This window comes from Gaetbulibacter saemankumensis DSM 17032 (assembly GCF_000425645.1).
GTDB lineage: Bacteria > Bacteroidota > Bacteroidia > Flavobacteriales > Flavobacteriaceae > Gaetbulibacter > Gaetbulibacter saemankumensis.
The window spans coordinates 1446786-1460314 of the sequence record NZ_KE384430.1; the positions used below are offsets into that span (position 1 = coordinate 1446786).

Annotated in this window: 9 protein-coding genes; 7 read left to right on the forward strand and 2 right to left on the reverse strand. The window is 34.9% G+C overall.

Translation table 11 applies throughout. The features are described 5' to 3' along the window. Positions 1 to 204: 204 nt before the first annotated feature. Both H611_RS0113175 and H611_RS0113180 read left to right on the forward strand, forming a co-directional pair. The gene (locus H611_RS0113175; RefSeq protein WP_027138824.1) at positions 205 to 2553 is read left to right on the forward strand and encodes a TonB-dependent receptor; all 2349 of its coding nucleotides are present in this window, start codon (positions 205 to 207) and stop codon (positions 2551 to 2553) included. A 78-nt stretch (positions 2554 to 2631) separates the two neighbouring features. Beyond that, a complete protein-coding gene (locus tag H611_RS0113180; protein WP_027138825.1) occupies positions 2632 to 3675 on the forward strand; it encodes a PepSY-associated TM helix domain-containing protein in 1044 nt (347 codons plus the stop codon). Here the strand turns inward: H611_RS0113180 and H611_RS14935 are convergent. Further along, entirely contained in the window at positions 3672 to 3824 is a 153-nt protein-coding gene (locus tag H611_RS14935) for a hypothetical protein (RefSeq protein WP_027138826.1), read from the reverse strand. The genes H611_RS0113180 and H611_RS14935 overlap by 4 nt on opposite strands. Positions 3825 to 3948: 124 nt before the next feature. On the opposite strand from H611_RS14935, the gene H611_RS0113190 reads away from it, so the two are divergent. Continuing rightward, entirely contained in the window at positions 3949 to 4893 is a 945-nt protein-coding gene (locus H611_RS0113190; RefSeq protein ID WP_027138827.1) for a calcium/sodium antiporter, read from the forward strand. 80 nt (positions 4894 to 4973) lie between these two features. Here the strand turns inward: H611_RS0113190 and H611_RS0113195 are convergent, their stop codons facing one another. Continuing rightward, positions 4974 to 5996, reverse strand: coding sequence for a glutamine synthetase beta-grasp domain-containing protein (locus H611_RS0113195; protein ID WP_027138828.1), 1023 nt, complete (start codon positions 5994 to 5996; stop codon positions 4974 to 4976). Positions 5997 to 6264: 268 nt separating this feature from the next. Here H611_RS0113195 and H611_RS0113200 point away from each other — a divergent pair, with 268 nt between their 5' ends. The 4 genes from H611_RS0113200 to H611_RS0113215 all read left to right on the forward strand — a co-directional run bounded on the left by H611_RS0113200 (position 6265) and on the right by H611_RS0113215 (position 13491). Next, positions 6265 to 8451 (forward strand): glutamine synthetase III family protein, encoded by a 2187-nt coding sequence (locus H611_RS0113200; protein ID WP_027138829.1) that lies wholly within the window; start codon positions 6265 to 6267, stop codon positions 8449 to 8451. 81 nt (positions 8452 to 8532) lie between these two features. Beyond that, the gene (locus tag H611_RS0113205; protein WP_027138830.1) at positions 8533 to 9711 is read left to right on the forward strand and encodes an AIR synthase related protein; all 1179 of its coding nucleotides are present in this window, start codon (positions 8533 to 8535) and stop codon (positions 9709 to 9711) included. A gap of 78 nt (positions 9712 to 9789) precedes the next feature. Continuing rightward, positions 9790 to 10749: a DUF3078 domain-containing protein gene (locus tag H611_RS0113210; RefSeq protein WP_027138831.1), complete on the forward strand. Its 960-nt coding sequence runs from the start codon at positions 9790 to 9792 to the stop codon at positions 10747 to 10749. A gap of 183 nt (positions 10750 to 10932) precedes the next feature. Next, complete coding sequence (locus tag H611_RS0113215; protein WP_027138832.1) at positions 10933 to 13491, forward strand: adenosylcobalamin-dependent ribonucleoside-diphosphate reductase; 2559 nt, start codon at positions 10933 to 10935, stop codon at positions 13489 to 13491. Positions 13492 to 13529: the final 38 nt, after the last annotated feature.

Genomic DNA, 13529 nt, shown 5'->3' on the forward strand with positions numbered 1-13529 from the left:
ATTTTAGATTTTAACATTTTATTATAAGATTTAGCAATAGGTCTAGTTGGGTGTGTTTTTGTAACTTATTAATTATTAGTTCTCTGTATTTTAAGGAGGTTGTTTTCCATTAATTTTTTGTTATAGTTTGATTTAAAGTGTTTGTAAAATCATAATATCTATTATTTTTGCTGTTATTTATAAATAGTCTAAATAAATATAATAATGAAATTTTTACTTTCCAACCTATTATTTATGTGTTGCCTTGGTATGTATGCCCAAGAAGCAGTAATCTATGGTAAAATTACCGATGAAAAAAATCAAGCTGTGCCTTATGCTACCGTTGTAATTAAAAAAACGTCGAGAGGTGCAATGGCTGATGAAGATGGTATATATAAAATAACGAATTTGGATGCAGGTCAATATACAATCCAAGTAACAGCTGTAGGATATGCTAAGTTTTCACAAGAATTTACTCTTAATCAAGATGAGAATGTTGAACTGGATGTGACATTAGAAACCGATTTACAAGCGTTAAATGAAGTTGTGATTACTTCCAATAGGGTAAAAGAGACTTTAGACGAAGTACCATCATCGGTTTCTGTATTAACCTCCGAGCAAATAGAAAATTATGGACAAACCAGTACTAATATAGCAGATGTGCTTTTAGAAATTCCTGGAATGGCCTTTAGTACAAATCAAACCAGTAATACGGGGCAGACGTTACGAGGTAGAAAAATGTTAGTGTTAATTGATGGGATTCCGCAATCAACACCACTTCGTAACGGAAGCAGAGATGTTAATACGATCGATCCAACCACCATAGAGCGCATTGAAGTAATAAAAGGAGCAACAGCCATATATGGTAACGGTGCCGACGGAGGTATAATCAATTATATTACAAAGAAAACACATTCCGATAAACCTTTTGAGGGTACTACTATTATTGGAAGTACGGGTGCGCTAAAAACAATTGACAAAACAGTTGGTGCTAACATAACCCAGACTATTTCGGGTAATACTAATAAATTAGGTTATGTGGCTAGTGGTACATTTAGACAAACAGGTGTGTTTCGCGATGCGGATGGCGAAGTGATATCGCCTTATTATGGTCTTGGTGAAACCAATCAGTATAGTTTGTTTGGTAAATTAAATTATCAAATATCTAAAAAGCAGAATATTGAATTAATGTACAATTACTTTAGCAGTAATCAAAATTCTGATTATGTATCACAAGTTGGAGAATATGGTGAAACCCCAACTATTGGTATTATAGGAGAGGATCTCGGTGCGGATCAAGGAAATCGTTATAATCATAATGTTCAGCTTACTTACGATTACTTCAATATTTTTGGAGAAACCGATTTCAAACTCAATCTGTATGCTCAGGATTTTAGAACAGTTTATGGTTTTTCAACATTCTTTTATGATCCAGATTTAGGTTTCGATGGAGGGCAGTCATCCATCATTTCGACAAAAAAGGGGGCACGATTTAATTTCAATTCACCTTATACTATGGGAGGTGTTACCGGGAATGTACTCTACGGTATAGATGTACTTAACGATCTTACAGCTCAAGAATTAGTAGATGGCAGAGCATGGGTTCCTGAGACCGATATGACAAACATTGCGCCTTATGCTCAGGTTAAAGCCTTGTACAATAATTTTGTGTTAAAAGCAGGTATCCGATTTGAAAATATTGGTATAGATATCGACGATTTCACAACGTTAAAAGTATATAACTTGGGAGAAACAACACCAAGTAGAGGCGGGGTTAATGTTGAAGGAGGAAAGTTAGAATATAATGCGACAACCTTTAATATTGGTTTGCGCTATAATAAACTTGATGCTTTTCAACCTTTTATTAGCTTTTCTCAAAGTTTTTCAATTGCCGATTTAGGTAGAACTTTACGTGAAGCTACTGAAAATACTGTAAGTCAAATTAATTCTGATGCTGTTATTGCCAATAACTACGAGATAGGTTTTGCTAGTCGATTAGGGAATACCAGACTTAGCGGTGCAGCCTTTTTAAGTACGTCTAAATTTGGGGCGACATATAATGAAACGCCAAACGGAATTTTCGAAATTCTTCGTCAACCAGAACGTGTGTATGGATTTGAATTAGCATTAGATACCAAGCTTACCAGTAATTTAAATTTAGGGGGGTCTGTGTCGTATACAGAGGGTAAGTTAGATTCGCAAAACGATGGGAATTATGATAGATACATTAATAGTGACCGCATTCCACCTTTAAAAACAGTTACTTATTTAGCTTATAATTGGGCTAAAAAGTTCAATGCGCGTGTGTCATATATTTATGCTGGAAAACGTGACCACTTCAATCCAAATGCATCCGGTGAATATTCTTATGGCCAGGGGCCAATTTCTGATTTTGGTATTATGAATTTAACGGCTAGCTACCAAATGACACCAACAACGAAAATTGGTTTAGGAATTGAAAATTTACTCAATAAAGATTATTACAATTTATTATCACAATTTTCAGCTCGGGATAGAGATTATATAAAAGCTAATGGGGCACGTTTTAATCTGTCTCTGATTGTTAACTTATAAAATTGCTAGAATTAAAGCATCTTGTGAAGTTATTTCAGGATGCTTTTATGTTTATTAAAATAATAGTATTACTGAAAAGTGAATAATAGAATTCTTCTAAAATATCATTCGTATTTAGGTATTATAACGGGAGTTTTTCTACTTATAATTGGACTTAGTGGGGCTGTTTTGGCTTTTCATAAGGAGATTGATGCTGTTTTGTTTAAAGAGTATCAGGTGTATGAAGATGCTGGGGTTTTAGAACTTGATAAGGCTATAAAAACCATACAAAACCAGTTTCCAGAATGGGAAACAAGAATTGTGAGGTTTAATAAGGGAGAATCGATATTATTTAATTTACGATTACCTGATGCTAGACGATATGTTTTTGTACACCCTAGAACAGGACATGTTATAGCTAATATTGATGCTAATACTTATTTTACTAAATGGATTTTAAAATTACATTACTCATTGCATGCCGGTACTGTGGGGCGTATTATGGTATTTGTTATTGGGATTTTATATTTTTTAGCGTTAATCACAGGCGTTATTCTTTATCGTAAAGTAATTGTAAAAACCTTGCTGTTTCGAGTAAAGTTAAATAGAAGCCGTAGACGAAACTTTTATTCTGCTCTGCATCGTTATGTTGGCGTGTGGGCTTTATTATTAAATTTACTTTTAGTGGTAACGGGTGTGTTTATTTCATTTAATGTTGCCAAAGCGGGATTACAAACTCCTGAAACGCCTGCTCCAGTTTCTCTAAATATATCTGTAGAAACATGTATCCAAAAGATAAAAAATGAATACCCTGATTTTGAGCCAACCTATATTCGGTTACCAAAAAATATGCAATCAGACTTGGTTGTAAATGGTGTTTTTAGTAGAGATCCTTTTTATTTGAGTGAATACTATAATACATTCAAGATAAATAGTCAAACGGGAGATATTCATTCTGTAATCAAAATATCTGAAGCATCAGTACTCAATAAGTTAAACAGTATGATGATTCCGCTTCATTTTGGAGAGTATGGAGGTTTCGGAATTACTTTACTTTATTGTATAATTGGTCTAAGTGGACCGTTTTTGTCGGTTACGGGTTTTATTATTTGGAAAAAGAAACGTAAACTAAATAAGTATTAGTTTAATGCGTTTTTAGTAACGTAGGAACGCCAACCTATTATGACTAATTGTAGTTTATTAGCCTTCGATATGTCAAGTTTTCTTTTGCTGTAACTTGGCAAAATTACCTTATTAATTTTTGCTAATATTTTAAAAAACTGTTTTCTCATTAAATTAAAATAATAAACTTTAAATATATTTAAAATGTAAATAGTACAGGCATATTTGTGTACTTTTTAATTGTAAAATATATCCACTAAAAAGGAAATACTATCTTCGCAAAAAATAAGTTTTATGAGTATCCTTCTTGTTGTTCTTGGTTTTGCACTTTTAGTTATTGGAGGTGAGTTTTTAGTGCGTTCATCAGTCGCACTGTCGTTTAAATTTAGCATATCAAAAATGGTGATTGGAATGACTGTGGTATCCTTTGCGACATCGGTGCCGGAATTGCTGGTGAGTCTCCAGGCAGCATTATCAGGTTCGCCTGCTATTGCTATTAATAATGTTGTGGGTTCAAATATAGCTAATATAGGCTTGGTGCTTGGTGTAACAGCAATGATAAGTAATATAGCTGTTGATAAGTCTTTTTACAAATTAAATTGGCCGGTTATGATGCTTTTTAGTTTTGCTTTGTATTTCTTTTTATGGCGTGATAAGATTTTGACGGCAGATGAAGGTGTTATTTTGTTTTTAGGGCTGATCGTATTTTTATTTATACTATTACGAGGTTCTAAAAAGGATGCTCAAATAGAAGAAGTAGATGATACCTTATCTACAGTTTCAAATTTTAAAATTGGTATATGGCTGCTCATCGGAGCGGTGGCTTTGTATTTTGGTAGTGATTGGTTAGTTGATGGAGCCAAAGATATTGCCCTGTCCTTAGGTGTAAGTGAAGCGGTTATTGGGATTTCTTTAATTGCTGTTGGGACTAGTGTGCCCGAATTAGCAGCTTCTGTAGTCGCGGCGGCCAAGCAGGAGAAAGCTATTTCACTTGGTAATTTATTGGGTTCTAATATTTTTAATATTGGTTCTGTTTTGGGCTTAACGGCAATAATTAAACCTGTGGAGGTTACTGAGATTACTATTGTTACCAGAGATATTTTTTGGATGTTAGGTTATGCCTTTGTGATACTTCCAATGGTTTTTATGCCTAAGAGATTTGAAATAACAAGGGTGAAAGGTTTCATTCTTGTTTTAGCTTATGGAATCTTTACAACCTTGTTATTTATAAAGAAATAAATAAGAAATTAATGGATATAAAAAAGGCTTTACAATTTGTAAAGCCTTTTTTATTATGAACAAAATAATAAACCTAATTATTAAACGTTTGCAGATTTAACAGTTTTGATAATTCTTGCTGCAATTTTGTATGGGTCACCGTTAGAAGCAGGTCTTCTATCTTCTAACCAACCTTTATATCCTTTTTCAACTGTGATAATTGGAATACGGATTGAAGCACCGCGGTCAGATACTCCATAAGAGAAATCTGTTATCGCTGCCGTTTCGTGTAATCCAGTTAAACGTTGGTCGTTAAACTCACCGTATACAGCAATGTGCTCATCAACTACAGGGCGGAAAGCTTCACATATAGTATCGTAAGTTGCTTTATCTCCACAAGTTCTTAGAGTGGTATTAGAGAAGTTTGCGTGCATACCAGAACCATTCCAATCCATATCTTTACCTAATGGTTTTGGGTGGTAATCAATATAGTATCCGTATTTTTCAGTTAAACGGTCTAATAAATATCTTGCAATCCAAATTTCGTCACCTGCTTTTTTAGCTCCTTTAGCGAATAATTGGAATTCCCATTGTCCACATGCAACCTCTTGGTTAATACCTTCAAAGTTTAATCCAGCCTCAATACATAAATCTGCATGCTCTTCAACTAAATCTCTACCATGTGTGTTTTTACCACCAACAGAACAGTAGTACATTCCTTGTGGAGCAGGGTATCCTCCAACAGGGAATCCTAATGGCAATTGCGTTTTAGTATCCATAATGAAATACTCTTGCTCAAAACCAAACCAGAAATCATCATCTTCATCATCAATAGTTGCTCTACCATTAGAAACATGAGGAGTACCATCTGCATTTAAAACTTCTGTCATTACTAAATATCCATTAACACGCTCTGGGTCAGGATAGATAGCAACAGGCTTTAAAATACAATCAGAAGAACCACCTTCAGCTTGTCTTGTTGAAGATCCGTCAAAAGACCAGTTTCCGATTTCTTCTAAGGTACCTTTAAAATCTTCGTGCTCTTCAACTTTAGTTTTACTTCTCATATTTTGGGTAGGGAAATATCCATCTAACCAAATATATTCTAGCTTAATTTTTGCCATAATAATTATTTTAAAATGATAATATTTTGATGTTAATAGCACAAATATAAATTATTCTTTCGTACTTCATATTTTAGAGGGGGTATTTCCGAAATGTTCGAGTTATTTTTATTTATACCCTATTTTTTTTAGGCTTATTTTAAAAGAAGTATATTTTTTTATCATTTAATTGAAAGATTCTTAATCATTAAAATCACAATTATATGTTGATTTATTTATGATATTCGTATTTTTGTTTAAAATTCACACAAGTAAATTTAAGATACTAATGTCAACACTAAGATTTCATGCCTTAAAGGAGTCTCTTTTTCATAAACCATTGCCAGTTGAAGAAAAAGTGCGTCGTTCTGAGTTATTCGGAACCAATGTTTTTAACGAAAATACTATGCGTCAATATTTAACTAAAGATGCATTTAAAGGCGTTATGAATGCTATTAAATTTGGAAAGAAAATAGATAGAAGTATTGCTGATCAAGTATCATCTTCGATGAAAGATTGGGCTTTGTCTAAAGGAGTGACTCATTATACGCATTGGTTTCAACCTTTAACAGGAACAACGGCCGAAAAACATGACGCGTTTTTTGAAACTATAGGAGAAGGAATGGCTATTGAAAAGTTTGGTGGGGGGCAGTTAGTACAGCAGGAACCGGATGCGTCTAGTTTTCCTAGTGGAGGAATTAGAAATACTTTTGAGGCAAGAGGATATACTGCTTGGGATCCAACATCTCCTGCTTTTATATATGGCACAACCCTGTGTATTCCAACTATTTTCGTAGCATATACTGGTGAAGCTTTAGATTATAAAACCCCTTTGCTTAGAGCTCTTAATGCAGTCGATCAGGCAGCCACCGACGTGTGTCGATACTTCGACAAAAATGTGAAAAAGGTAACCTCGTCTTTAGGTTGGGAACAAGAATATTTTTTAATAGATAAGTTGTTAGCCTCGAGCAGACCAGATATAACTTTAACAGGTAGAACCTTATTAGGTCATACTTCTGCTAAGGGACAACAGTTGGATGATCATTATTTTGGAGCTATTCCAGGGCGCGCTTTAAATTTTATGCGTGATTTGGAAACGGAGTGCATGTTGCTCGGAATTCCAGTGAAAACAAGACATAACGAGGTGGCTCCTAATCAGTTCGAATTAGCACCTATTTTTGAAGAGGCTAATTTAGCAGTCGATCATAATTCCCTGCTTATGGATATTATGGGACGTGTTGCTTCTAAACATAATTTCAAGGTGTTACTTCATGAAAAACCGTTTGCGGGTATTAATGGTTCAGGTAAACATAATAACTGGTCGTTATCTACAGATACTGGCGTGAATTTGCTTGCTCCTGGAAAAACCCCTATGAGTAACCTTCAGTTTTTAACGTTCTTTATTAATACAATAAAAGCGGTTCATGAATATGAAGAGTTATTGAGAGCGTCTATAGCATCCGCAAGTAACGATCATCGATTAGGTGCTAATGAAGCGCCACCGGCTATTATTTCGGTGTTTATTGGTCAGCAACTTACAAAGGTGTTAGAAGAGCTTGAAGGGGTGACAAAAGGAAAATTATCTCCCAAAGAAAAAACCGAATTAAAGCTTAATGTGGTTGGAAAGATTCCGGATGTATTATTAGATAATACGGATAGAAACCGAACATCGCCATTTGCTTTTACAGGGAACAAATTTGAATTTAGAGCCGTAGGATCTCTTGCGAATTGCGGAAATCCAATGACCGTTTTAAATACTATTGTAGCTAAGCAGCTTCAAGATTTTAAAATGGAGGTCGATGTTCTAATTAATAAAAAGGATTTAAAAAAGGACGAGGCTATTTTTAATGTGTTGCGTGAATATATTAAATCAACTAAAGCGATTTTGTTTGAAGGTAACGGTTATGGAAAAGAGTGGGAAGAAGAAGCTAAGAAACGGGGGTTAAGTAATAACAAATCGACTCCCGAAGCGCTTAAAGCGAAAATTTCGGATAAGGTGATTAAGTTGTTCGAAGATATGAATGTGATGAGTAAGGTAGAGTCTGAGGCGCGTTATGAGATTGAAATGGAAGCCTATATTATGCATATTCAAATTGAAGCGCGTGTGTTGGGCGATGTAGCTAGAAATCATATTGTGCCAACAGCAGTGAAGTATCAGAATATCTTAATTGAAAATGTAAAAGGTTTAAAAGAGATTTTCGATAAGAAATATGCCTCGGTGTCTAAGGAGCAAATTAATTTAATAGAGGAAATTTCTAGTCATATTGAGGCGATTAATGCCAATGTAACCAAGATGATTAATGCTCGACGAGAAGCTAATGTTATTGAAGATTTAGAGAAAAAGGCAATGGCGTATTGCTTTGAGATAAAACCTTTGTTTGATGAGATTCGGTATCATTGTGATAAATTGGAGTTGCTCATAGATGATGAGATTTGGCCTTTAACAAAATATAGAGAATTATTATTTACCCGATAGTTGGTATTATTAGAAAATCCCGTTTCAAAAAGCGGGATTTTTTAATTCAAAAAAATTAAATTTGCACCACAATTCAACATTATGAGTCAAGAAGTTTCTAAACGCTACGCACAACGCGGAGTTTCAGCATCTAAAGAGGATGTACACAATGCAATAAAAAATATCGATAAAGGATTGTTTCCTAAGGCTTTCTGTAAGATAGTACCCGATTATTTAACAAACGATGAGGACTATTGTTTAATTATGCATGCCGATGGGGCGGGTACTAAGTCGTCTTTAGCATATATGTATTGGAAGGAAACAGGCGATGTTTCTGTTTGGAAAGGTATAGCTCAGGATGCACTTATCATGAATATCGATGATTTATTATGTGTTGGGGCGACCGATAACATTATGTTGTCATCGACCATTGGAAGAAATAAAAATTTAATTCCTGGTGAAGTGATTTCTGCTATTATTAATGGAACTGAAGAGTTGCTTGAAGATTTAAAATCCTTTGGTGTTACCATTCATTCTACTGGTGGTGAAACGGCCGATGTAGGTGATTTGGTAAGAACTATTATTGTGGATTCTACGGTTACTGCAAGAATGAAACGCAGTGATGTGATTGATAATGCAAATATTCAAGCTGGTGATGTTATTGTTGGATTAGAAAGTTTTGGTCAGGCAAGTTACGAGAAAGAGTATAATGGTGGTATGGGTAGTAATGGCTTGACATCGGCCAGACACGATGTGTTTAATAAATATTTAGCCGAGAAATACCCTGAGAGTTTTGATGCTTCAGTACCAGAAGACCTAGTGTATTCGGGACAGGTTAAATTAACTGATGACGTTAAAGATGCGCCTATCGATGCTGGTAAATTAGTCTTGTCTCCTACGCGTACTTATGCGCCAATTATCAAGAAAATTTTAGCGGCTTATAATTCGGATGCGGTTCACGGTATGGTGCATTGTTCAGGTGGAGCTCAAACCAAAATTCTTCATTTTGTAGATCAGTTTCATATAATTAAGGATAATATGTTTTCAATTCCTCCTTTGTTTAAATTAATTCAGGAGCAAAGCAAAACGGATTGGAAAGAAATGTATCAAGTGTTTAACTGTGGGCATAGAATGGAGTTATATGTGTCGCCAGAGATAGCTGAAGATATTATCGGTATTTCAAAATCGTTTAATGTTGACGCAAAAATTATTGGTCGTGTGGAGGCATCGGAAACTAAAAAGCTTACAATAAAAAGTGAGTTCGGGGAGTTTTCTTATTAGGTTTTCGTAACTGTTGTTTTAATTGGAACAATTGTTGATAGGAAATGTATTTTATAGAAAAAACACTCTAATCTAACCATGAAGAATATATTAGTAATCCTAGCATGTTTTTGTTTTCAATTGTTATTAGCCCAGCCAGATTCTTTGTTTTTAAAGGTAAAGGAAGAAAAATATGAGGGACCAATATGGGTGCAGAAAAATAAAGCTTCTGTCGATTTAAGCGAAGTTGTATTTGTAAACTGGAACTCAGGGGGTACTAATTCTATTTCAGGATTAATTGGGTTGGCTACCTCTGCAGATTATAGCGACAAATATTTTACATGGAAAAATAATGCTATGCTTAGGTATGGTATTAACAGGCAGCAGGGGAGAGAGTTACGAAAAACCGATGATATTTTTGAAATTAACTCAAATATGGGTTATAGGCCAGATGAAAATTCTAACTGGTATTATTCTGCAAGGCTTAATTTTCGAACTCAGATGACCAATGGTTATAAGTACCCTGATACAGATAATCCTATTTCACGATTAATGGCACCAGGGTATCTCTTTTTTGGGGGAGGTATGGAATATGGTAAGCATATTGATAACCTAGACTTTTATTTCTCACCATTAACATTAAAAGCTACTTTTGTACTAGATGAAGATTTGGCTAATGATGGAGCTTTTGGAGTGAAACCTGCAGAGTTCGATGACTTAGGTAATTTAATAAGGCCTGGTGAACGTATTAGGCGCGAGGTTGGTATTTTGGTAACTAATAATTATATACGGGAAGTTGCTGAGAATATTACGATAAAAAATCAAGTAAGCTTATATTCAGATTATATTAATAACTTCGGGAATATAGATATCGATTGGAGCTTAGATTTCGATTTTAAAGTGAATAACTTTATACGTGCTACTTTGGGTTCGCACCTTCGTTATGATGATGATATTAAAACTTCAAAGGCTACAGAATTTGAGGGAGAATTTGAAGAAGCTGGCGCAAAAGTGCAGTGGAAACAGTTTCTAGGTATTGGTTTTGCTGTAGATTTTTAGAGGATCTCTCTTATTTGTAAAATTTGAAAATTTGTTAACTTTTTGTTGTTGATAAATAATTAAGAAACTGACAATCAGTTGTTTGTGTTTTTTTTGTGTAAACTTTATGACTTTTGTCATATTTAATGTTGAACTTTTTTTACGTTCTTTGTGTTATTATTGAACTAAAAATTATCCAACCTTATGCCTGTAGACACACAAACCCTCAAAGAACCAATTACGTACACACAAGAGGAAGCTTTTGAAGCTTCAAAAGCTTATTTTAAAGGCGATGACCTAGCGGCTCGTGTATGGATTAATAAATATGCCTTAAAAGATTCTGAAGGTAATTTATTCGAACTTACTCCTAACGATATGCATCGTCGTATTGCAGGAGAAATTGCAAGAATTGAAGCAAAGTATCCAAATCCGCTTAGTGAGGAAGAAGTGTTTAATCTTGTCAAGGATTTTAAATATATCGTACCTCAAGGAAGTCCTATGGCTGGTATTGGAAATCCTTATCAAACAGCATCTCTGTCTAATTGTTTTGTAATTGGAAATTCTGGTGAGTCTGATTCTTATGGTGGGATTATGAAAATAGATCAGGAGCAAGTGCAGTTAATGAAGCGGCGTGGAGGAGTTGGTCATGATTTATCGCACATTCGTCCTAAAGGATCGCCAGTAAAAAATTCGGCTTTAACCTCTACGGGGATTGTACCATTTATGGAGCGCTACTCTAACTCAACGAGGGAGGTGGCCCAGGATGGACGTCGCGGAGCCTTGATGTTATCTGTGTCTATTAATCATCCGGATTCAGAAGATTTTATCGATGCTAAATTAGAGCAAGGGAAGGTTACTGGGGCAAATGTATCTGTTAGAATTGATGATGAGTTTATGAGGGCGGTGAAAGCAAACTCTAATTATATTCAAAAATATCCTATTTTTAGTGAGACGCCGAAATATTCAAAGTCGGTTGAGGCAAATAAAATTTGGAAGAAAATTGTTCATAATGCCTGGAAATCTGCAGAGCCAGGAATCTTATTCTGGGACACGATTGCTAAAGAATCTGTGCCAGATTGTTATGCCGATTTAGGTTATAAAACGGTATCAACAAACCCATGTGGTGAAATCCCGCTTTGCCCATACGATTCTTGTCGTTTGTTGGCTATTAACCTATTTTCATATGTAGAAAATCCCTTTACAAGTCATGCGAAGTTTAATTTTGATTTGTTTAAAAAACATGTGGCTTATGCCCAGCGTATCATGGATGATATAATCGATTTAGAACTTGAGAAAATTGATGTCATTCTTGGGAAAATAGATTCAGATCCTGAATTAGATGAAGTAAAAGCCACCGAGAGAAACCTTTGGTTAAACATTCAAAGAAAAGCAGAAGAAGGAAGAAGAACCGGAATCGGTATTACTGCGGAAGGTGATATGTTAGCTGCATTAGGTATCCAATACGGAAGTGAAGCTGGAAATGCATTTTCATTAGAAGTACATAAAACATTATGTATTGAGGCTTATAGAGCATCGGTTTACACGGCTAAAGATCGTGGCGCTTTTACTATTTATGATTCGGAGCGTGAAAAAAACAATCCTTTTATTAATCGAATAAAGGAAGAAGATGAAAAACTGTATTACGATATGTTGGAATACGGACGTCGTAATATAGCCTTATTAACTATTGCTCCTACAGGGACTACAAGTTTAATGACGCAAACATCATCAGGAATAGAGCCCGTGTTTTTACCTGTTTATAAACGTCGTCGAAAAGTAAATCCTAACGATAAAAATGTACGCATCGATTTTGTTGATGAGGTGGGCGATTCTTGGGAAGAATACGTGGTGTTTCACCACAGATTTAAGCAATGGATGGAGGTGAATGGTCATGATACAACCGTTAATTATACTCAGGAAGAATTAGATAATTTAGTAAAGCAATCGCCTTATTATAAAGCGACCTCAAATGATGTAAACTGGTTAAGCAAGGTTAGTATGCAAGGTGCTATTCAAAAATGGGTAGACCATTCAATTAGCGTAACAATTAACTTGCCAAATGATGTGTCTGAAGATTTAGTTGGAGACTTATATCTAAAGGCTTGGGAAGTAGGTTGTAAAGGTGTAACCGTGTATCGTGATGGTTCTCGTTCCGGAGTGTTAATTTCTAATGAAGAAAAGAAAGAAACCAGTACGCCTGATTTATTAACGGCATTCCCTAAAAAACGTCCGGAAGTTCTTGAAGCAGATGTGGTGCGTTTTCAGAATAATAAAGACAAATGGATTGCTTTTATTGGATTAATTGATGGCAAGCCTTATGAAATTTTTACCGGGTTGTTAGATGATGAAGATGGTATTTTAATTCCTCGATGGGTGAATACAGGCTTGATTATTAAGAGTCAAAACGATGATGGAAGCAAACGCTACGATTTTCAGTATAAAAATAAAAGAGGCTATAAGACTACAATTGAAGGACTTTCACATAAGTTTAATCCAGAATTCTGGAATTATGCTAAATTAATATCAAGTACCCTGCGTCATGGCATGCCTATCGATAAGATTGTTGACTTAATCAATAGTTTACAATTAGATAGCGAGTCAATAAATACGTGGAAAAATGGTGTGGTGAGAGCTTTAAAACGCTATGTAGCCGATGGAACTCAGGCAAAAGGTCAAACTTGTGATTCGTGTAAATCTGAGAATTTAATTTATCAGGAAGGGTGCTTAACATGTAAAGATTGTGGCTCGTCAAAGTGTGGATAAAATTTAAATAAACAGATGTAAATTGTAGTGGTTGAAAA